21 protein-coding genes are annotated in these 21,451 nt (G+C 43.1%); 12 read left to right on the top strand and 9 right to left on the bottom strand.

Going from position 1 to position 21,451, the window contains the following annotated elements:
- Positions 1-231: 231 nt before the first annotated feature.
- Together J4N37_RS16725 and J4N37_RS16720 are read right to left on the bottom strand one after the other, a co-directional pair.
- Entirely contained in the window at positions 232-1,992 is a 1,761-nt protein-coding gene (locus J4N37_RS16725; protein WP_252042830.1) for an ABC transporter ATP-binding protein/permease, read from the bottom strand.
- Positions 1,993-2,363: 371 nt separating this feature from the next.
- Positions 2,364-2,789, bottom strand: coding sequence for a YybH family protein (locus J4N37_RS16720; RefSeq protein WP_252042828.1), 426 nt, complete (start codon positions 2,787-2,789; stop codon positions 2,364-2,366).
- Positions 2,790-3,048: 259 nt separating this feature from the next.
- Between J4N37_RS16720 and J4N37_RS16715 the strand changes: the two genes are divergently transcribed.
- A complete protein-coding gene (locus J4N37_RS16715) occupies positions 3,049-3,345 on the top strand; it encodes a winged helix-turn-helix transcriptional regulator (RefSeq protein ID WP_252042826.1) in 297 nt (98 codons plus the stop codon).
- Positions 3,346-3,579: 234 nt separating this feature from the next.
- On the opposite strand, the gene J4N37_RS16710 is transcribed toward J4N37_RS16715, so the two are convergent.
- The 5 genes from J4N37_RS16710 to J4N37_RS16690 all read right to left on the bottom strand — a co-directional run bounded on the left by J4N37_RS16710 (position 3,580) and on the right by J4N37_RS16690 (position 8,277).
- The gene (locus J4N37_RS16710; RefSeq protein ID WP_252042825.1) at positions 3,580-4,731 is read right to left on the bottom strand and encodes a lipase family protein; all 1,152 of its coding nucleotides are present in this window, start codon (positions 4,729-4,731) and stop codon (positions 3,580-3,582) included.
- 2 nt (positions 4,732-4,733) lie between these two features.
- The gene (locus J4N37_RS16705; RefSeq protein ID WP_252042823.1) at positions 4,734-5,192 is read right to left on the bottom strand and encodes a DUF6795 domain-containing protein; all 459 of its coding nucleotides are present in this window, start codon (positions 5,190-5,192) and stop codon (positions 4,734-4,736) included.
- A 176-nt stretch (positions 5,193-5,368) separates the two neighbouring features.
- Entirely contained in the window at positions 5,369-5,914 is a 546-nt protein-coding gene (locus tag J4N37_RS16700) for a DUF6795 domain-containing protein (RefSeq protein WP_252042822.1), read from the bottom strand.
- Between the two features lie 583 nt (positions 5,915-6,497).
- Positions 6,498-7,136, bottom strand: a complete 639-nt coding sequence (locus J4N37_RS16695) for a hypothetical protein (RefSeq protein ID WP_252042821.1) — start codon at positions 7,134-7,136, stop codon at positions 6,498-6,500.
- 235 nt (positions 7,137-7,371) lie between these two features.
- Positions 7,372-8,277 (bottom strand): LysR family transcriptional regulator, encoded by a 906-nt coding sequence (locus tag J4N37_RS16690; RefSeq protein WP_252042820.1) that lies wholly within the window; start codon positions 8,275-8,277, stop codon positions 7,372-7,374.
- A gap of 108 nt (positions 8,278-8,385) precedes the next feature.
- Between J4N37_RS16690 and accD the strand changes: the two genes are divergently transcribed.
- From accD to J4N37_RS16635, 11 genes are all read left to right on the top strand, one after another.
- A complete protein-coding gene (gene accD / locus J4N37_RS16685) occupies positions 8,386-9,252 on the top strand; it encodes an acetyl-CoA carboxylase, carboxyltransferase subunit beta (protein WP_252042819.1) in 867 nt (288 codons plus the stop codon).
- Positions 9,253-9,359: 107 nt separating this feature from the next.
- On the top strand, positions 9,360-9,620 hold the full coding sequence (locus J4N37_RS16680) for a DUF5062 family protein (RefSeq protein WP_010451992.1): 261 nt from the start codon (positions 9,360-9,362) through the stop codon (positions 9,618-9,620).
- Between the two features lie 347 nt (positions 9,621-9,967).
- A complete protein-coding gene (locus tag J4N37_RS16675; RefSeq protein ID WP_252042818.1) occupies positions 9,968-10,561 on the top strand; it encodes a hypothetical protein in 594 nt (197 codons plus the stop codon).
- Positions 10,561-11,652, top strand: a complete 1,092-nt coding sequence (locus J4N37_RS16670; RefSeq protein WP_252042816.1) for a hypothetical protein — start codon at positions 10,561-10,563, stop codon at positions 11,650-11,652. The genes J4N37_RS16675 and J4N37_RS16670 overlap by 1 nt, the downstream gene beginning before the upstream one ends.
- Entirely contained in the window at positions 11,652-11,990 is a 339-nt protein-coding gene (locus tag J4N37_RS16665; protein ID WP_252042815.1) for a hypothetical protein, read from the top strand. Before J4N37_RS16670 ends, J4N37_RS16665 begins: the two co-directional genes overlap by 1 nt.
- A gap of 230 nt (positions 11,991-12,220) precedes the next feature.
- Positions 12,221-13,444 carry an MFS transporter gene (locus tag J4N37_RS16660; RefSeq protein WP_252042814.1) on the top strand — a complete coding sequence of 408 codons (1,224 nt, stop codon included), beginning with the start codon at positions 12,221-12,223 and terminating at the stop codon, positions 13,442-13,444.
- A gap of 142 nt (positions 13,445-13,586) precedes the next feature.
- Positions 13,587-13,880 carry a putative quinol monooxygenase gene (locus J4N37_RS16655; RefSeq protein WP_252042813.1) on the top strand — a complete coding sequence of 98 codons (294 nt, stop codon included), beginning with the start codon at positions 13,587-13,589 and terminating at the stop codon, positions 13,878-13,880.
- A 29-nt stretch (positions 13,881-13,909) separates the two neighbouring features.
- Entirely contained in the window at positions 13,910-14,611 is a 702-nt protein-coding gene (locus J4N37_RS16650; protein WP_252042811.1) for an SDR family NAD(P)-dependent oxidoreductase, read from the top strand.
- 87 nt (positions 14,612-14,698) lie between these two features.
- Positions 14,699-15,139, top strand: coding sequence for an ankyrin repeat domain-containing protein (locus tag J4N37_RS16645; RefSeq protein WP_252042810.1), 441 nt, complete (start codon positions 14,699-14,701; stop codon positions 15,137-15,139).
- 16 nt (positions 15,140-15,155) lie between these two features.
- Entirely contained in the window at positions 15,156-15,635 is a 480-nt protein-coding gene (locus tag J4N37_RS16640) for a hypothetical protein (protein WP_252042809.1), read from the top strand.
- A 623-nt stretch (positions 15,636-16,258) separates the two neighbouring features.
- Positions 16,259-17,695: an SEFIR domain-containing protein gene (locus J4N37_RS16635; RefSeq protein WP_252042808.1), complete on the top strand. Its 1,437-nt coding sequence runs from the start codon at positions 16,259-16,261 to the stop codon at positions 17,693-17,695.
- A 359-nt stretch (positions 17,696-18,054) separates the two neighbouring features.
- Here the strand turns inward: J4N37_RS16635 and gcvP are convergent, their stop codons facing one another.
- Together gcvP and gcvH are read right to left on the bottom strand one after the other, a co-directional pair.
- The gene (gcvP, locus tag J4N37_RS16630; protein ID WP_252042807.1) at positions 18,055-20,919 is read right to left on the bottom strand and encodes an aminomethyl-transferring glycine dehydrogenase; all 2,865 of its coding nucleotides are present in this window, start codon (positions 20,917-20,919) and stop codon (positions 18,055-18,057) included.
- A gap of 129 nt (positions 20,920-21,048) precedes the next feature.
- The gene (gene gcvH, locus J4N37_RS16625) at positions 21,049-21,429 is read right to left on the bottom strand and encodes a glycine cleavage system protein GcvH (protein WP_005451648.1); all 381 of its coding nucleotides are present in this window, start codon (positions 21,427-21,429) and stop codon (positions 21,049-21,051) included.
- Between the last annotated feature and the right edge of the window lie 22 nt (positions 21,430-21,451).

Genomic DNA, 21,451 nt, shown 5'->3' with positions numbered 1-21,451 from the left:
TGAGGACGTGCTCTTACGACAGCATACTTACTTCGTGTTCGAAGATAGAAGATGTACAGTTTGGGGAAGTAGCAGGAGGCGGTCCTCAACAGAATGTTCGAAGTGCTCTATTCCTTTAGCTTCTTGATTGCCGCAGGATTATATGTGTTAGCTTCGCGTATTTGGTATCGTTGAGGACTTTCTCTGCCGTTGCTGAGTGGCTTATCTGTACAATTAGCAAAAAGGCTCCTTTTACTCGAAATGTTTAAACTGTAACGCCACCAATCGCTGATACAACTCACAGCTTTGCATTAATGACTGATGGTTGCCGATATCAATCAGCTCGCCGCCGTCTAGTACGGCAATCTTATCTGCATGTTGGATCGTCGACAGGCGGTGCGCGATGATCAACGTGGTGCGGTCTTTCATCAATGCCTCTAGCGCTTGCTGAACATGGTGTTCACTCTCACTGTCTAGTGCGCTGGTGGCTTCATCCAGTAATAGGATTTTAGGGTCTTTCAGAATCGCACGTGCAATCGCTATTCGCTGTTTCTGGCCGCCAGACAATCTCACGCCGCGCTCACCCAAAAAGCTATGGTAACCGTCCGGTAGCTTCTCAATAAACTCATGGGCATGGGCTTTCTTCGCCGCTTCTATTACTTGTTCGTCAGTTGCATCTGGGTTGCCGTAGCGAATGTTATGGAACACATCGTGACTAAACAAAGCAGGCTGCTGCGGCACTAATGCCATTTGACGGCGCAGATCATTTGGATCGAACTGTCGAATGTCTTCACCCCCAAACAATACTTGCCCCTGTTGTGGGTCATAAAAGCGTTGCAGTAGTTCAAACAGTGTCGTTTTTCCTGCACCAGAAGGGCCGACTAGCGCCAGCACTTTGCCTCGCTCCGCAGTCAGTTTTAAGTCTTTGATCGCGGGTTGATCTGGACGAGAAGGGTAGTTGAAGTTCACCGACTCAAAGGTCACTTCTGCGGGCATATCCTCGGTGATTGGAAGGTGATTGTTTGGCGCGCTGATATCACTTTCGACTTGCAGAATCTCAATCAGCCTCTCTGTTGCACCAGCTGCTCTTTGCAGTTCGCCCATCACTTCAGAAATGGTCGCCGTAGACGATGCAACCATGATGGCATAGAACACGAATGCGGCTAGATCACCGGCAGACATCTTACCGTGGATAACATCACTGCCGCCTACCCAAAGCATGCCAGCAATGGCGCTGAATACAATCACAATCACGCCAGAGATCAGAATCGCACGTTGTTTTACTCGTTGTCTGCCGACCTCGTAAGCTTTTTCTACTTCAATTGCAAAAGCGGCTCTCTCATGTTGTTCTGAGCTAAAGCTTTGTACCGTTTTGATATGTTCAATTGCTTCACCTGCATAGCTGCCTACATCTGCCATCGTGTCTTGGCTTTTGCGAGATAGGGCGCGGACACGTCTTCCGTAAACCAGAATCGGGACCAATACAAATGGCACCGAAGCCAGCACAATTAGCGTGAGTTTAAAGTTGGTCGCGAACAACATAATGATCGCACCAATACACATTAAAGCACTGCGCATTGTCATAGAAAATGATGAGCCAATAATGCTCTGCAGCAACGTGGTATCCGTGGTGAGACGAGACATAATATCGCCGCTGCTATTGGTTTCAAAATAGCTAGGATGTAGCGTAATCACATGGTTAAACACCGCAAGACGAATATCTGCGCTGACGCGTTCGCCTACCGAAGAAACCAGATAGAAACGGAAGAAAGTCCCCACCGCAATACATAGCGTGACACCAATAATAAACTGAATCGCATAGGTGAGCTCTTGGAGAGATTGCTGAGCAAACCCTTGGTCAATAAGGATGCGAACACCATAGCCAACGGACAACGTTAAACTGGCTGTTGCAACCAGTGCCACCAAGGCAGCAGCAACACGCCATTTATAAGGGGACACGAAGGTGTTGAGTTTAAGAAGAATACTGAGGTTTTTATTATTTTTACGGCTCATGAATAACTCACAAAGCGTTATAGGTAATAAGCATAGTAAGCGACTTTAGAGGGTGAGACCAGTAATGCGTCCATTTCTGTTGAAGGGGGAGGTTGGGCAGAAACACGCATAGTCGCCACTATGTAAGCCTCGTCCCGTGCTAGTTGAAACGTCTAAATACCATTCAATTTTTGAAATTGTTTGATGGTGAAGATTCGGTGGAAATTGCATAGACAGAGGGCGTTAGGCTATCGGTGTGCCAGTTAAGGCAATATAATCATTGCCTTGCACAACACATCGAAGGCCTTTGCTTCTAGTCAAGATGTCTATGTAATGTCAATAATGTCTGTGGTGAAGTTCGTCAAGCATGTTGTTGGTGCTTATTGCCAACGTTAGAAACCATTGGGGTTATCGATAACGTAAACCCAGCCACAATCCACATAATGCATCACCTCTAGCGCCGTTCCTTGGATGGCCTTTTCTTGCGAAGCGTTCGATATTTCCCAATCAGAGCGCACCATGGCAACGTCATCGTTTATGTGGAGCGAAACGCTTTTGGTGAGCATATATACATCGCCTTTCATATAGCCTTTCAATACCTGCTTAATCGCTTCTCTTCCCTTAGCTTGGTTGCCTTCTTTATCTAATACAAACACAGCGTCTGGATGAAAAAGTGTCTCCAATCCTTCCAAATCTTTATTTGCAAAATACTGGCCAAATAACGAATGTAGCTCAGAAGGGGTTTGTGGTTTCGAATAAAGCGTCTCAGCGTGTAAACCAAGCGAGAGTAAGTAAATAAACAATAGAATGTAACGCATAACTTAGTCCTTTTGATATAGGCTCCGGTAGTGCGTGAACCCAAGCCTTGTTGCGAGGTAACAATAGATAAGTCAGTTACGAATTAAAATTAGCTTCCTAAAAGTAACTAGTTACCCCTAGGTAACTATTGGTTTGTGAAGCCACGTTTGATTACACTGTCTTAGTAGAGAAGGAATCAGGAAAGAGCGATGTCGCCGAAAGTAAATCATCAATTACAGCCAGACAGATGGCTATTGCAGTGTAGATAAATACTTAACATTGATATCGACGAAATGGACAGCGCACATCGTATGGCTACTCGGGCAACAAGAAGAGATGCGATTTGGCCAAATTCGCAAGCAGTTAGCACTAGTCTCTAGCAAAGTACTTACCGAGCGCTTGAGGCTGTTGTCCGAACATGGCTTTGTATGGCGAACACAACAAGACACCATCCCAGTAACAGTGAACTACGGGTTAACCCCAAAAGGCAAAGAGCTTGCTAGTGTCGTAGATATCATTGTTCAAAAAGCAGATGATTGGGACCTGAGTGATTTATGTACTCGGAGCCAGAAATAAGTCATGCTGCTTATATGATAAATGCAATTGACGCTTCCCCCCTCTAAAAGCTCTAATTAAATAGCCCATAGAGGGATTTCGCCCGGCGAATATACAGCTTTTTATAAGTAAATAGCTCCGTGTGTTATGCAGATGCTTTCCACCCATTATGTATGTAAGCTAATTGGTACTTGCAGCTGACAAAGGTGTACGTAACTCTAACCTCGAAATTAATGCTTAATGGGAGGATCGACATTAATTTGCGAAGTTCAATGCATGTCCAACATATTGTTTGAGTTTCCTGATAAAGCGTGAGAAGCAATTTTTTATGATGGAGTAAGTGAGGTGTGACATATCTAACGCCAGATTTCCAGACATGACATTCATATGTCCAAGGATTCCACGCAAATGGTCCGCATATTTGTCTTTCATCTTACTTATACTATGAAGCAATTTAGCTAACAAATCCCAGCAAGTCATTCCTGCCGTCATATATGCTTGCGCTCGGTGCGCCTGCCCGCTTAACTTGAGCAAGGTCAATATTGCAGAGCTTATTTTTGCAACCCAGCCAGAATTGAAGTGGGCATTATGACGATTAAAATATGAAAGAATTACAGGCTGGTGCAGGTAGATGTTTGACGCATACTCTAATCCACCCCAATCTTGTGTGTTCGCGGTGTTTAGGTAGCCTGGAGTTGCTGTTGAGCTTAGTCCATGGGCACAGCCGTAAATACCAGTGCTTCTATCTAATCGGTATTCATTTCCGCCGTGAATGAATGGCCAAAGAGGTACCATAGGAACTGGGTCCGCACCATGCGTACAACGATAAGTTTTTTCTATTTCACTGCCTACTCCTCGCGCAAAAGGCAGAAATCCTACTCTAGGTGCGCCGAATGTATATAAGTGAACCCTAGAATGGTATGTACACTTTAGCCATTCAGCAGCTAGTGAGGCTACTGCACCTCCCAAACTATGGCCTACACAATGGATGACTTTGGGCATTGTTCTATAGGTTTTCTTATATGACAGAATATAGCTTTCAATTTGAGGTCTAACGCTATTGAAGCAGTTTTCAAAGCCAGCATGTACAATATGGCCAGAGGAGGTACCTGTTAGGCCGAGATTTCCGTCAGTAATAATATCACCGATTATTTTCTCAGTGCCTCTAAAAGATATGACTAAAGAATCAGCGTATAACGATCCCTTTCTACCTTCTGCAATTACGGCAAACTTTGTAGTTTGCTTTACAAGTCCTATCAAGTGGGAAGTCGCTTTTAACACCTTGAATTTGGTATCAAACTCAAACAACTTCGCAACATCAGTTGGAACGTTGTTTAATTCACCTCCAAAAACGTCATATGGTATCTCGGCAATTGCTGATGCGAGGCGGGGGGTTAATGATTTCACAATTATTCTCCGATGGCTTCTGATTCAAAATAGCCGAATAACGAGCATTGACTATAAACATAAATTGGCGCCGAGTTTGCGTTCTCATTGCGAAAAGAAAAGGAGGTGATAGGACTGTCTAAATCACACCGCAAGCTTCCAAGGTTATTTCTTTCAAAATCACTTACCTCAAATCCACTCAAAGTGCTATTCCATAGTATCGCTCTTTTTCCTTCATATTCAGTGATAATATAAAGTGATACACGTTTTTCCGAAAAGATAACTTCCGTTTCTTTATCTCTTTCAACAAAAATAGAGTTGAAACTAAAACCACCATTGTTATCAGTTTTACAGATGATTTCTTTGTTTATTTTTTCTGAGTTTATTCCAAATACAATTTCTTGGTTTGCAATTGGGTTTTTATGATTAAATATTTTTCCACTGATGTGAGGTGTATATTCATAAAAGTCTTCTTTATTCAATGTTACCTCTCCTTGTAAAGTTTAATATTTATCTAAATGCCAAAAGGATTAAGGTTGATCTTTAAATCAAACCAAACCCAAAATAATCCGCATGCCGGGTGGTTTATGGCATGGTTTATGAAAGCTTGTTTTTATGTAATCCTGTTATTGCGGTTGATAGTAGGCTTTTGATTGTGTTAAGTTTTTCTGGTGTTTAAATCATCTACACTGAAGAAGTTAGTTAGACTACATTGGCTTGTTACATAACCCCCACTTGAGGTGAACTTATATCTCCTTATGGGGTTGTTAACATCGCAACGTAGGCTTAATAGGTTGCTTCTTTCATGTTTGTGGATTGTAAAATCTCTAAAAACCCCTTTCCAAATAATGATTTTTTCATTATCAATATTAGTCGTTACTTCCACGTAAAACCTTGTTTGAAAAAGACCATCAAAAATACTTAGCACCTTTTTTCTTTTTAAGAAAATCGGGTCAAACTCGAATTCTCCACGCTCGTTTGTATTACATTTTTTCTGAAGTGAATAATCTGTTGAAGTGATTTTTAGAATAATATTGATGTTTTTCTCGAAACTATCACGTCTAAAGATATATCCATTAATAATAGGGGAGCATTCTAGAGTTTCTTCACCGCAAAAAAAATAACCTATGGCTAATATTGCAAATAGTGAAAGCAATAAAATTATTGCGGAATATTCAAACACTATAAAAATGTTATCGATCATGATTAAATCTCAATGAGTGTTAACGTTATCTAATGTTACGTTTTGTTTTATAAGATAATATGCTATATCAATATAATTTAGATGTAATTAACACTTTGTCATTCATTTAGACATATCGATTGCAAAAAATTAGTGCATAAACCACAAAATACTTAGTTTAAAGGATATATTATATCGAGGGAAATTTATGATTTCCTGATCAAGTCACTTACATGACTGATTATGGCTAAAGAGGCATAGGTAAATCCAGTATAGTGGAAGGTTCGGTAACTACTTTCCCGAATGATGTGTGATATTTACAGCTTTAAGCCTACTAGTGTTTAAAGCAATGGTTTGCAGGTCATTTTTGTCCCAGTAAGCAACGCCTCCCCAAAGTACTGTAAGCACTATTTGCATCATGAATATTGAAAATACGCCAATGCGAACTCAACCCAGGGTTGATCGGTTATTGACCATGCGAATGAAAATGTAAGCAGTGTTGTTTAGGCTAGACTAGCGGATTTGCATAAAAAGTGAGTTAGTCGAATTGGCTAACTCACTTTTAGTCGTGGTTTGTTATCGTAGAGCCTAAATTGCCGTTACCTTAATCAACATAAGCCACAGAGCTAGGCTCTTTATAAATGCAGTCAACTTTTGTCACACTGCCGCTCGAGTCTTGATATTGAGCATAGACGGTCCATAGCCCATTGATACGCGCGCCCATAACCGTAACGCGAGTATTTTCGCCGTAAGTTGTACTGTCTGTACCAGATCCTCTGCCAAAAGAAACTTGAAACTCCTTCTGGACAGCACGTTGTACTTCCATGCCGTTAAAGTCTCCCTTTGGTTGTACATGCAAGAACTCAAGTCCGCCTCCTTTTGCTTTACGGATAGCAAAGGTACAACCTGTCAACTGAGTGGTTACCAGGTAGTCTGCAGCATCATAGTGGGTGACTTTAGAAATGGAGTCGGGTTTAAGTTGTTCAAAAGGAGAGACAGGGATATGAATACAATGAAGTGCTTTCGCGTTTTTAGCTAACGATTTTGGGCCAAGGCGGAAACGCATCTCCTTCATCCTAACCCCTTGGTTTATCCCAAAGGCGGTATCGCCATGGCTATACAAGTAAAACCTCATAGCACCTTTGGATTGACCCGCGCTCGTAATGGACAGTGGGAAACGAAGTAAAAATTCCTCTAAATCTCGGTCTAAAACCTGAACAGCCTGATCTAACGTTTGTGGCATAACACAGTCCTTTGTTGTTATTTATAGAATGCGTGAAACCTTATCGATTCCAGTTAATAAGCATATATGAACATATCGAATCCATCGAAGTTTCTTGTTCTTTCATCGGAGGAACATGAGATTACTCGAAAATAATCGGGCGGCTTTTTATTCGTCATTGATACTCATCAAAGCTATTTGGACGTAGGAATGCTCAAGGTAGATAAAGAACCAGGTCTAAAAAAGAAGCGAGCTCTTACTCACTTTCCTCATTGTGTGCTTGATGGAGTAAGTGTTCGATAAACATTGGGATTTTTTTCGATACATGTTTTCTGGAAGCGTAAAAGGCGTACAACACTAAATCCTCTGGCGCATACTCAAGATCAACCACTTTTAATGTTCCACATTGCATTTCTTTACGGCAAAACTCTTCGGGTAGAAGGGCAAAGCCGAATCCTGCCAATGCTCCAGCTTTAGCAAGCTGTCCGCTGTTTACCTTAAACGAAGATTTTACTCGTTGAGTGATCAGTTCACCTTGAGAGCTTCTAAACACCCAAGGCGTTCCTTTCAATGCAGTGAAGCTGCTAATACAAGGAACATGCTTTAAGTCGGTAACTTGGAAAGGTCTCTGGCATGTTTGTAGTAAACTAGGTGAGGCGACCACAATACTAGACCAGCGCTTAATCTCTTTGGCAATCCAGTTGCTGTCTTCAAGCTTTCCACGATGGAAACTTAAGATAACGTCAAATCCATCAAGCAAATCTTCTTTAGGGCTCAGATTGGTTTCACAGTTCAACGAAATATTGGGGTACTGAGAACAAAAGGAGACAACTGCTCGTGCCAACTCCGGTGAATCTGGCATTGAAACGTTAAGTCGCCCCACGACTTCATGTGAGTGCTGAGTAACCTCTTCAAGCGCGTCGTTCAACTTGGTGAACAAGGGCTGTGTACGTAAATAGAGATGTTCTCCGGCGTTTGTGGCGCAGATGCGCCGAGTCGTTCTATCAAACAAACGCACACTAAGCTGCTCTTCCAGTAAAGCAATATGGCGACTGACATTCGATGTCGGCAAGGATAAAAACTCTGCGGCTTTCTTAAAGCTGTTGTTCTCATATACACAATGAAAGCTTTTCAGCCATTGCTGATCAATTTTATCAAGCATATTGTTTATCCCATATTGTTGGATTATCTAGCCAATAAGTTGTACTTTATTACTTGAATCAGGTTAATACAATGCTCGTTATCTTTGTTTCTGAATGAAAGAGTTCTTATGAGTTGGTTAGAAAAGCTATTAGAAAAGAAAAACATCATTAACACGCGTAAAGCGTCAATTCCAGAAGGGGTATGGACCAAGTGTCCGTCTTGCGATCAAGTATTGTATCGGTTTGCCCTTAAGGAGAATTTAGAAGTTTGTACGAAGTGCCAACATCATATGCGGATGCCTGCGCGGGGTCGTTTGGATAGCTTCTTGGATAAAGGAGAGCGGATAGAAATCGGCAGTGAATATGAGCCAAAAGATCTGCTTAATTTTAAGGATAAAAAGCGTTACAAAGAACGTATCGCGCTTGCTCAAAAAAATACCGGAGAGAAAGATGCATTAGTCGCAATGAAAGGCGAGCTACTAGGTATACCCATTGTCGCCTGTGCATTTGAGTTTTCCTTTATGGCTGGTTCGATGGGGTCGGTCGTAGGTGCACGTTTTGTTGATGCCATCGATACAGCAATAGAAGATAAATGTGCATTAGTTTGTTTTTCAGCTTGTGGTGGCGCTCGCATGCAAGAGTCCTTGATAGCGCTAATGCAGATGGCAAAAACTAGCGCGGCGTTGGCGCGTTTATCACATGCTCGTTTACCTTATATCTCGGTATTAACTGATCAAACGTTTGGCGGTGTTTCTGCCAGTCTGGCAATGTTGGGGGACATCAATATCGGTGAGCCTGAAGCAAGAATCGGGTTTGCTGGGCGTCGTGTTATCGAGCAAACCGTACGAGAAAAGTTACCTGATGGCTTCCAGCAAAGTGAGTTTCTACTTGAGCATGGCGCTTTAGATATGATTGTACAAAGGTGCGATATGCGACAAAGGATAGGTGGGTTAATTTCAAAACTAACCAATACGACAATTCAGTCCACTTTTTAAGCAGTTACCGAGTGGCGTGACTTAAAGTTATCAATATGAGAGCTTACTAACACGCTGTTAGTGCCACTTAATGTATTCTTAATTGAAGCGAAGAAGAGGATTTATCAATGTCAAAAAGCTCCAAGCTTCAAAATGAAGACAAACTGGTTAAGAAGGCACTAGAGATTGGTGGGAAGATGGCGAAGCTACAAGGTTTTGATCTTCCTCAGTCACCACAACCTTTAAGAGTAAAAGCGATTTACCTATTCTTGGTTGATGCCAAACAGATCACGCCACTACCGGAAAGCAAGCTAGATGGTGCGAGCATCAAACACCGACTGGCAGTATGGATACACAGTGCGTTGCCAGACGACGACCCTCTAAAATAAGCATCATCTTGTAGTCGCAACTTTCACTAATTTACAGTTATAGATAGTTAATAAGGCGAGCCAGATGGTTCGCCTTGTCGATCATGGAATCTAATTAATCAATAAAGCTTGGTCAGGGACCGCCATTCTCGTCGATATTTATCGGATCGTCGAAGAACACCATCGTACTGGTTGCGTGTTTAGCTCAAAAAGTAACCATTCATTATTGTTTTTTGGCATCTCTACAGTTTTTTGTTTGGTGTGCAATATTCATTGTGTGAATTATATGTAATGATAAATGATTACGTGCAATTCACCAGAAATGCATTATTTACATATAGTTAAGTTAAAACAATGGAGGTTCTAGATTGACTGAAGATGTACTAGTCAGCAATGGTGAGAAGCCCGAAAGAATGAAGAGATATAAATATTTTGCATGGCTCATCATATCTATTGCTGTTGTTATTGGGATTGCTCACTTTGTTGAGACACTAAACTCTCAAACCCCAGTTCACGACAAGATTGTATATATCAACGCATTTTTAATTACCTTAATCTACTTTTTACTGTCTGTGGATTATGATGGACAAGTCAAATGCTCTCTCAAAATTGGCCGATGCAAGGTTAGTATTGCTGTTATTTCGTTGTATATAACTGAGCTTGTCATATCGTTGTTGGAACAACTAACAACTGTGAGTTCCGGTAGCTATATTATGGAGCTGATCTCCGTAGGTATTCTGATTACTGCCGGTATCTTTGTAGCTAAATTGGTTGAAAAAGAGGATGATTACAAAATCATCAAAGCTGTTAACTCCATGGTGTTCTTTATTCTGTATGGCAACTTTATGATGATTTCCTACTTTGCTTACAGCACATTTACCGATCCCGACCTCCTAAACTTGCAGCAACAAATGTTAGACACTGTACGTGATTTCTCTTCGGTTATTGGAGATGTAATCTGATGAATTTCAAAAAGACAATACTAATAATAGCGACTAGCCTGACTATTGTTACTGCTTACGTAAATGCAGGTCCATTAACGAAAGCAATCAATCTTGGTGCCGAATTCGTGATTACTGGGCTTGAGAAATACAGAGTTTACGTGAGTGATAAGCTATTTAAGGCTGATATCGATAAAAACTACGTAAGAAGCCAAGACAGTTGGACAGGAGAAATAGGTACACTGAAAAAGAAAGCGGGTGAGCTCGTTGGGGACGCAAAAAGTGGTTTGAACGAAAATCAGATATCGTCCAACACTAAAAGTGCTGTTAGTTACGTTTTTAATGAAAAAGTTGAAAAAGAGCTGACTGAGTCGATTAAAGCTGAAGTTTCCAATACTGCTGTTTCAAACACGATTGATGTGTCAAAAGAGGTGCGTGAACCGGTCGAGTTGGTTCAAAAGCAAGCGGAAAAACTAGCTAAAAAGCTACTGAAAAAATCAACCACATTTCCCGTTACCATCAATACAACGCCCAATAATTCGAAAGTTCGAATTATGAATATTGGGCCTAAGTACAAAGACGGAATCAAACTAACCAAGGGTCGATATGACATTGAAGTATCCAAGAGTGGATACCGGACTCAACGGTTCTGGATAGATTTTGACCCTGTCTTTAACTCGCTTGATGTCAAACTTCATAAGAAGGGCTCTTTAACATGCTCTGATTACAACGTTGTAAAGTCGGGTAGCATCCTTCAACCATATGGTTCTCAAGTTCAGATAGTCGATTATTTGGAGGGAGTTACTGTGTCGGAGCTCTATTTCTCAATGGTGGACTACTTATCCTCCAAAAACTTTATTGAGTTTTACGATGCGGATATTGCGGGTAACTTTGCGTACTTTAGTTTTATCTACGGATTCCTAGATATGGATGACATCAATCAGAACAAGAAAATAAAGATCAACCCAGACCGATTCATACGAGAGTATGTGGGATTTGAAAATGATGAGAAGAACAATCGTGTTAAATTAGTCATGCATATCGAAACACCACAGTATGGGGTTGCGTACAATATCGATGAGGCATACTGCGAGTTCATTAAGGAGTTATAATGAAAATTAAATTTCTGGTTTACTCGAGCATGCTCTCTTTATTTGGTTGTGCATCAAATAACATGGATATAGATAATCTTTTACCCAGATATGTGAGCCCTCTCGTCTACTTGGATTATAGTTGCCAGCAGTCCCAAAGAACGTTTAAGGAGTTTCAGGAAGCTAAAATGGTCTATCAGAAACTCTCAAAACCTATGCCAACGAGGGTCTTTGCTTATAAGCAGAGAAACGAAATTGATTACTACGATACAAAATTGGACCAGATAGGGCAGTCTGTATTGTTAGGCCATGAGGCAGCACTAATAAGAGCCGCGAAGCAAAATCAGTGTGCTTTTTAACGTTCATTGATAAGTTCTTCCTGTCAAAAGTAAAAGGCGAGCCAGATGGTTCGCCTTTTTTGATCTTGGTTTTGAACAGTTAGATTGTTAGTTTTTGCCTAATAATAATTTAGCTATTCATCATCTAGTTCTAACTCATCTTATCTATATCATTTATTCCATAGACGCAGAGTGCGTAACTTATTGGAAAAGCACCTTGAAAAGTTCAGGGTGTAGATAGGAAAGTTATTATGACGATAGCAACAAAAACAACCCCAATGACAAACAGTGTCGGGCTGACTCTTCTTGCAGGTTTACCTCTTTTCACACTACTGCCACTTGGCTTAGACATCTTCTTACCTGCGGTATATCAAATCGGGGAATTCTTCTCTGACCAAGGCGTGCCTTCAATGGCAATCAGCATCTACATGTTGTTCTGGGGGCTCGGCCAATTGTTCTGGGGCGGCATGGCTGACACCATAGGCAAAAAGAACATTGCGCTGATTGGTCTCGCTTTGTTTGCTTTCAGCTCTTTTATGATTTCGACCATTGATAGCGACCAAGTGATGCAGTTCTTGGCGTTTCGTGCGCTACAGAGCTTTGCTGGCAGCGCGTGCTTTACCGCGATCTTTGCTCTGATCCGCATGCGATTTGAAGGCGAGCACCTGAATAAAGCATACAGCTACCTGAATGGTATTCTCGCGTTTGTGCCGGTTAGTGCTCCGCTGGCTGGTGCGTACATTGTCGAGACAAACTCTTGGTTTACGCTGTTCACAATCATGGCGGTACTTGGTGTCGTTAGCGTTGTTTGGATTTTCCTGACTTTGCCAAATGACAAAAAAGCGCAGCAATCATCGGTAGCAGAAGCATCGAACGTAACGAACACTAGCTTTATTCGTCGTTACGCCGCCGTAGTTGTGAATACACGCTTTAAGACATTCCTATTCTTTGCGCTGGTGGCTCAGAGCCTATTTATCTACCTACTGACCGTTGCGCCAATGTACCTAATGGGCAAGCTAGAAGTATCACAGGTCGCATTTGGTCAAATGTTTATGGCAATCGCCATTGTCTTCATGCTTGGTAGCTTCTTATCGCCAACCATTAACGCACGCTTAAGCATTAAATCTTTAATCGCACTTTCACTCGGATTGATTGTGACGGGCGGCGTACTCATGTTTGTTATGAGCGGCATTCAAGCTTGGTATTCTCTCATTGGTCCTATGGTAATTATTGCTATCGGTTGCACCATGCTTCTGTGCAGCTGTCCGGCAAACGCACTGGCAGATTTCAAAGAAAACGCAGGTGTGGCAAGCGGTTTATACACGGCGACAACGTTCGGTGCTGGTGCACTAATCTCAGCCACGTTTACTCATCTGATTGATAGCACCGATCTTAGCCAAGTTTCTCTGGTTTACGCGTTGTTCGCACTGTTTGCATTGGCGGTATTCTCAATAAACAAAACCGTGAAAGCATGAGTCTCTGAGCCAAACCCAGCAGCGTTCAGAGTCACTAGCAATAAAGTACAAAAAACGAAGCAGGATTCTTCAATCTATTGTGACTCACACTAAGTAATCTAGAGCCTATCGAAGCGCAGATTACACAAAGTGAGAGAAAATTATGATCATCGTTACAGTGACAGGCAAAGTAAAACCTCAATTCAAATCGCTTTTCATCGAGCACATGGCGGAGCTGGCAAAAGTGGTTCGTGCGGAAGATGGCTGTATTACCTATCAACAAAACATCAGTGCAGACGACGAAAATACGTTATTTCTTTATGAAGAATGGCAGTCAGAACAACAACTACAGGCACATCTGGCTACAGCGCACATGACAGAGCATTTTGAGATCGCTCGACCATGGTTTGATTCGGTCGAGATGAAAACCTTCGAAGCAACTGAAACCCAAGCTTAAGCAGATAGAGAACTGACGAGGAACTCGACATGAAAAACACAACCCAGCGAGTCGCGATTGTAACCGGCGCAAACCGTGGTCTTGGTAAAGAAGTCAGTCGTCAATTGGCAGAGCAAGGCGACATAGTCATTGTCACGGCTCGTCAGTTTAGTAGCGCACAGCAAACGGTGGAAGAGTTGGGTATGGACAACTTACTAGCGGCGCAACTTGATATTACTAACCAAGAGAGCGTTGACCAATTGGTTGAGTTTGTTCAGCAACGATTTTCTGCTGTCGATGTGTTAATCAACAATGCCGCCATTCACTATGACACTTGGCAAAACGTCGTGAACGCAGACCTCAATACCGTTCAAGAAGCGATGGACACCAATGTTTATGGAGCATGGCGGATGACACAAGCCTTCTTGCCTTTGCTACAAAACAGCCAACAAGCTCGAATCGTTAACGTCAGCAGTGGGGCGGGTGCAATTAAGAACCAGACTGGCAGCACTCCTGCATACAGCATGTCGAAGATCGCCCTTAACTCATTGACCTTAATGTTGGCCAATCAACTCAAAAGCAGTGGCATTTTGGTTAACGCTGTCTGTCCGGGTTGGGTCGCGACAGACATGGGCGGAAGCGGTGGTAGACCTGTAGAGCAGGGGGCAAGTGGTGTAACTTGGGCTGCAAACTTGCCAGCAAATGGACCAACAGGTGGCTTCTTCCGAGATGGTGAAGAAATCGAATTCTAGTCGTTAATGGGTATAAGCTTTATTTAATGTTATGGCTTCTTTGACGCATGGAAGCTGATAAAACAAGAAACAAAAATAGTGGGTAATATGAAAAAGTTAATTGTCATTTTGTCGTTGGCAGCCGTTGCCATCACTGCAGCATTTCAAGCGTTTTGCGCAGATACCATTCACCTTGCCGCTTACAATGGCAATGAGGCTCAAGTGATTGAACTATTGAAAACCAATCCCGATCCGGATGAGAGAGATTCTTACGGTGGCACCGCACTGCATGCCGCGATGTTCCAAAACAATACGAGAATCGTCGAACTGCTGATTGAAGCAGGCTATGACGTTAACGCTGTTGGCCCTAGAAATGGATACACACCGCTGCATGATGCGGTATGGGCTAACAACCTTTCGGCACTAAAAATCTTGGTTGCCAATGGTGGTGATATCACGATTAAAGGGAAAGACGGTAATACGCCACTTGAAAAGGCAATCGCTGAAGACAAACCAGAAATCGTCGCTTACTTACAAAGCCTTAAATAAGGAATAGGTGTCCACAATGCAATATCAAAAGGCGGATTACGACAAATTGATTCAGCAGTATGCCAAGCGCAAGTTTACCAAGAATGACATCAAGAGCTTTGTCTACCGAGTGTTCTCAATGTATGAGCGTGCAACCGTAGGTAAGGTGCGAGTGCCAGCAGAAGCATTTGCAGATCTCGTTGATGAAAATATCCAAGTCGACTTTCCCGATTACAAAATCCGTTCTCGCCAAGAGTTTATGGAATGGCACCATTGGATACATGACTTATTGCTGTCTGACGACCACGATATCGAGCGAATCGAAGTCTCTTACCTCGGCGAAGGTAAGTATGCCGCTGAATTTGATGTTCGATGGCGCGGTGACTTTAAGGATGGTTCGTTTACTGACCTCACCGTAGCGCAACGCTGGGTGATGTACGAATCGGAACAGTTCGATCACCCAGTGATTGAGAGCTACCTTGCGGTGGTTAAGAGCAATAACCTGACTGTCGACTAGGGGAGGTAGGAACAATCCACTCGTGATTCGCTTCAGTTTTACCCGTTAAACTTCTAACCCCTAAATCAGTTATCTCATCCCATACAAAAAAGGCGAACCACACGATTCGCCTTTTTCGATCTTGAAGCTTGGTGATAGTGGATTACTCAAATTTAGACACACAAGCTGAACCACTACACTCGGCTCTTTCAGCCGGGTCATTCCCGCGAGCCTAGGCGAGACTAGGAATCTCTCGAAGCGCGCTGTGGAGTTAGTGTTTAAAATGAACCCAAAAAAGTGAAACGGAATTACGACGAATACATCTATTCTATGTTGATGTTGTCTTACGGCCTCTCTAGCTTAGTTCTGCCCCATTTCGTGCTGGCAAAAGTCAACGTCATCATTCTCATATCGAGAACTTTCCATAGATTTTCTAATGTTAGCCGTGAGGTATGTAGGAATACTCAATTTTGTCGCATTTTCTGATTCACGCTTTTGATGACCCTCATGATATCCTTGAAAAACATGCATTTAATCTAGAATTCAGTATTCATTGTATGCATGAAAATCCCAAAGCGGGGTGTTTATATACCCCACTTTGGGATCCAATAAATTGTTATACTTAATCAGTAAGGAACGAAGAATTGAGTAATCCTAAGTTATTTATATCTTACAGTTGGTCAAATCACGATCACGAACAACTTGTTCTTCAGATTGCAGCCGAGCTGACTGAATCTGGTGTGGATGTCATTTTAGACAAGTGGGATCTAAAGGAAGGTCATGACGCTTATGCTTTCATGGAAAAGATGGTAAATGACCCAGAAATTAATAAAGTCGCAATAATCTCAGATAGGACTTATGCAGAAAAAGCTGATGGAAGAAGCGGTGGCGTAGGCACTGAGACACAAATTATTTCCCGTGAAGTATATGAACAGCAAGAACAAGATAAGTTCGTCGTTGTAGTTACAGAGAGAGATGAAAACGGCAAGGCACATTTGCCAACTTACTATAAGTCCAGAATTTATATTGATCTCAGCGAACCGGATGGATACGCAGATAATTTTGAAAAATTACTAAGATGGGTTTACAACAAGCCTCTTTATGTAAAGCCTGAAATTGGGAAGAAGCCCAGTTTTTTAGAAGAAAATGAGTCTGTCTCACTTGGCACCTCATCTGCTTTTAAGCGTTCAGTAGACGCCATAAAGAATGATAAATCTACAGCTTCTGGCTGCTTCGATGAGTACTTGACCTTATTCTCGGAAAATCTTGAGCGTTTTCGTGTTCATGGCGTAGAGGGTGAAATTGATGATGCGATTGTATCAAACATAGAATCATTTATACCGGCTAGAAACGAGTATGTTCAACTATTGATAGCGGTCGCTCAATACAAACCAATACCAGAGTTTGCTGAACGAATTCATCGTTTTATTGAAAGCCTAATACCATATATGGATAGGCCAGAGCATATAACCTCCTATAATCGCTGGGAATTCGATAACTATAAATTTATAGTTCACGAAATTTTTCTGTATACGCTTGCTGTTTTTCTAAAGTACGAGCGTTTTGAGCTGGCTGCACCATTGTTATTGCAACAGTATTTTGTTGGTGGTCGTTCCGAATATGGTAGAGATACCATGATTGACTTCCAAAATATCCGTCAGTATATGGAGTCGCTTAAGCATAGGAATCATCGGTTAGGAACAAGAAGATTGTCACTGCGGGCAGACCTGTTAAAAGAGCGGTGTCATGGAACTGGTTTGGACTTTAGGTTTTTAATGCAAGCTGACTTTGTCGCTTTTATGCGTGCTGAGATATCTGCAAGCGATGACTATAGCCGTTGGTGGCCTGAAACACTTCTTTATTTAGGTCATTATGGTAGCTCCTTTGAAATATTTGCTCGCGCAAAGTCTAAGAAATACTTTGATAGAGTTAAACCCCTTCTAGGTATTGAGTCACCTAGCGATTTGTCTGAGCTTTTAGAGTCTTATAAACAAGACCGCAGAAGGCTACCAAGGTGGGAGTTTGAGTCTTTTAGTCCCTCCGCTTTGTTGGGGTACGAAAGCTTAGGGACATTACCGTAAAGGTATAACAAGACGCTGCGCTCCAAATTTGCCGTAGAGCGCGGCATTATGTTTAAGGAGAATTAATTGAAGAAAACTAGAGGATTTCACATTAACTATCTGCTATTTATAGCGTTTCTAATGTGCTTGTTACTGATTCTGTCTGGAACATTAATTGGTTCTACTTCCTTCCAAGGTACGTTGATCACTGTTGCTTGGTACTGACAATCCATTTAGCCAAAAGTCAGTTTATGCGAAGAGTGTATCTTAGAGCACTAACTCTAACTCATTTCTGTCCATAAACAAGTTTTATAAATTTTCCCTCAAACAAAAAAGGCGAACCAATCGGTTCGCCTTTGTCTATTTAGATTCTACAAAAATTAATCTTCGTAGTTATCGATGCTTGGGCACGAGCAAATAAGGTTACGGTCGCCATATACATTATCTACGCGGTTTACTGTTGGCCAGTACTTCCAAGATTTGGTTGCTTTAGAAGGGAAGCAGCCAAGTTCACGAGAGTACGGGCGATCCCATTCATCTTTCGCTAGGTCAACTTGAGTGTGTGGCGCGTTAACAAGCGGGTTGTTATCTAGCGGCCATTCACCGTTCTTAACCTTCGTCATCTCTTCACGGATTGCGATCATCGCGTCACAGAAGCGGTCTAGCTCTTCTAAGTCTTCCGATTCTGTTGGTTCAACCATTAACGTGCCCGCTACAGGGAACGACATGGTTGGTGCGTGGAAACCGTAGTCCATTAGACGCTTCGCAATGTCTTCTTCGCTGATGCCTGTTTCTTCTTTTAGCGGACGAATGTCGATAATACATTCGTGCGCTACACGGCCGTTTGAGCCACGGTAAAGAACAGGGTAGTGAGGGCGCAGTTGCTCCATCACGTAGTTCGCGTTCAGAATCGCTACTTTTGTTGCGTCTGTTAGGCCAGCTTCGCCCATCATTGCGATGTAAGCCCAAGAGATAGGCAGGATAGACGCGCTACCCATATCCGCTGCGGATACTGCGAAGTTTTCGCCGTCTGCGCCGTTTTCAATGTGACCCGGTAGGAAAGGCGCTAGGTGCGATTTCACACCGATAGGACCCATACCCGGACCGCCACCACCGTGTGGGATACAGAAGGTTTTGTGTAGGTTTAGGTGAGAAACGTCTGAGCCAATGAAGCCCGGCGTTGTTAGACCAACCTGTGCGTTCATGTTTGCGCCGTCTAGGTAAACCTGACCGCCCGCTGCATGAACCATTTCACACACTTCTTTCACTTGCTCTTCGTATACGCCGTGCGTAGAAGGGTAAGTGATCATGATGCTTGATAGGTTGTCTTTGTGCTTCTCGATTTTCGCTGCTAGGTCGTCGATGTCGATGTTGCCTTCTTCATCACACTTAACCACAACCACTTTCATTGACACCATAGATGCTGTCGCAGGGTTAGTACCGTGCGCAGAGCTTGGGATCAAACATACGTTGCGGTGACCTTCGCCACGGCTTTCGTGGTAACGTTGAATCGCGATAAGACCTGCGTACTCACCCGATGCACCAGAGTTTGGTTGTAGTGAGAATGCGTCGTAGCCTGTGATTTCACATAGCTTCTCTTTCAGATCTTTTGCTAGTGCTGCGTAACCGGCTGCTTGTTCTGCTGGTGCGAACGGGTGGATCGAACCAAACTCAGGCCACGTTACTGGAATCATCTCTGCTGCTGCGTTCAGCTTCATCGTACAGCTGCCCAGTGGGATCATGCCGTGCGTTAGTGAGAAGTCTTTGTTCTCTAGCTGTTTTAGGTAACGCATCATCTGTGTTTCGCTGTGGTGCGTGTTAAACACAGGGTGCGTTAGGTATTCTGTTGTGCGGCGCAGTGCTTCTGGAATCGCTGCAAACTCGTTGCCAGCAATTTCCGTTGATAGTGCTGCCACTTCTTCTTTCACACCGAATACTGCGAATAGGGCTTCTACGTCTGCCACGGTTGTGGTTTCGTCGAAGCTTACACCTAGCTGAGTACCCAACTTACGTAGGTTGATGTCTGCGGCTAGTGCTTTCGCGTATAGGTCTTCAGTTTGCGCACCAGTATTGATGGTGATGGTGTCGAAGAAGCTGTTGTGAGCAAGCTCGAAGCCGCCTTTCGTTAGGCCAGCAGCTAGGATAGCGGTCATGTGGTGCGTACGACGAGCAATCGTGCGTAGGCCTTCTGCGCCGTGGTAAACCGCGTAGAAAGACGCCATGTTCGCTAGCAGTGCTTGAGCGGTACAGATGTTTGATGTCGCTTTTTCACGACGGATGTGCTGCTCACGGGTTTGCATTGCCATGCGCAGTGCTTGGTTGCCGTTAGTATCGATAGAAACACCGATAACACGACCCGGCATAGTACGCTTGTGCTTGTCACGTGTCGCCATGAAGGCTGCGTGTGGACCGCCGTAACCCATAGGAACGCCGAAACGTTGTGCAGAGCCGATTGCTACGTCTGCGCCCATTTCACCTGCAGGTTTTAGTAGGGCAGAAGCCAATAGGTCAGTCGCTACGGTTACTAGCGTTTTGTTCGCCTGTGCTTTTGCGATGATGTCCGTTAGGTCACGAACTTCACCCGTTGTGCCTGGGTATTGAACTAGCGCGCCGAATACGTCTTGCTCTGGTAGTGATTCTAGAGAACCAACTAGGACTTCAAAGCCGATGAATTTCGCACGAGTTTTTACTACTTCGATGGTTTGTGGGTGAACGTCGTCAGCAACGAAGAATACGTTACTCTTGCTCTTACCCGCACGCTTACAAAGTGTCATCGCTTCTGCTGCTGCCGTTGCTTCATCAAGCAATGACGCGTTTGCGATTTCCATACCAGTAAGATCCATCACCATTTGTTGGTAGTTTAGAAGTGCTTCTAGACGACCTTGTGAGATCTCAGGTTGGTAAGGGGTGTAAGCGGTGTACCAGCCCGGGTTTTCCATCACGTTACGTAGGATTACGTTTGGCGTGAAGGTGTTGTAGTAACCCTGACCAATGAATGTACGTTTAACTTGGTTCTGATCGGCGAACTCACGCATCGCTGCCAGCATGCCTGCTTCGCTTTTCGCTTCTGCCAAGCTCATTGGCTGCTCTAGGCGAATTTGTGCTGGTACGGTTTCGTCGATAAGCGAATCTAGGCTAACTGCGTTGATTGCTTCCAACATTTTCTGTTGGTCAGATTTGTTTGGTCCATTGTGGCGAGCAACGAACTCGTTTTGTGTGCTGAGGCTTTGAAGTAATTCAGTCATTGTCCTTTACCTACTCCTTGGCTCGGGTAACGGATTTGCGTTACTGATAAATTAAATTATACGTCCGAACCTAGAAAAAAAGCTGTCCACTAATCGTTATGCTAGGGGACAGCTTTCGTCTCATCCTAATTACTCTTCTTCGATAGAGCTTAGGTATTCTTCCGCATCTTTTAAGTCATCCAACTCAGATGGGTTTGAAAGCTTCACTTTCACAATCCAACCACCTTCGTATGGTTCTTCGTTGATTAGCTCTGGGCTGTCTTCTAGCTCTTCGTTGATTTCAACTACTTCGCCTGTGATTGGTGAGTAGATGTCTGAAGCTGCTTTTACTGACTCAACCAAAGAAAAGCTTTCGCCCGCTTCGACTTCATCTTCCACGTCTGGTAGGTCAACGAAAACTACGTCACCTAGCATCTCTTGAGCGTGCTCTGAAATACCGATAGTTACTGTGCCGTCACCGTTGTCACGTACCCACTCGTGGCTATCTGTAAACTTCAGTGTTTTGTCCATTGCTTAATCTCCAAATAACTTG

Source organism: Vibrio sp. SCSIO 43153 (assembly GCF_023716625.1).
GTDB lineage: Bacteria > Pseudomonadota > Gammaproteobacteria > Enterobacterales > Vibrionaceae > Vibrio > Vibrio rotiferianus.
This window is presented reverse-complemented; position numbering and strand designations above follow the sequence as displayed.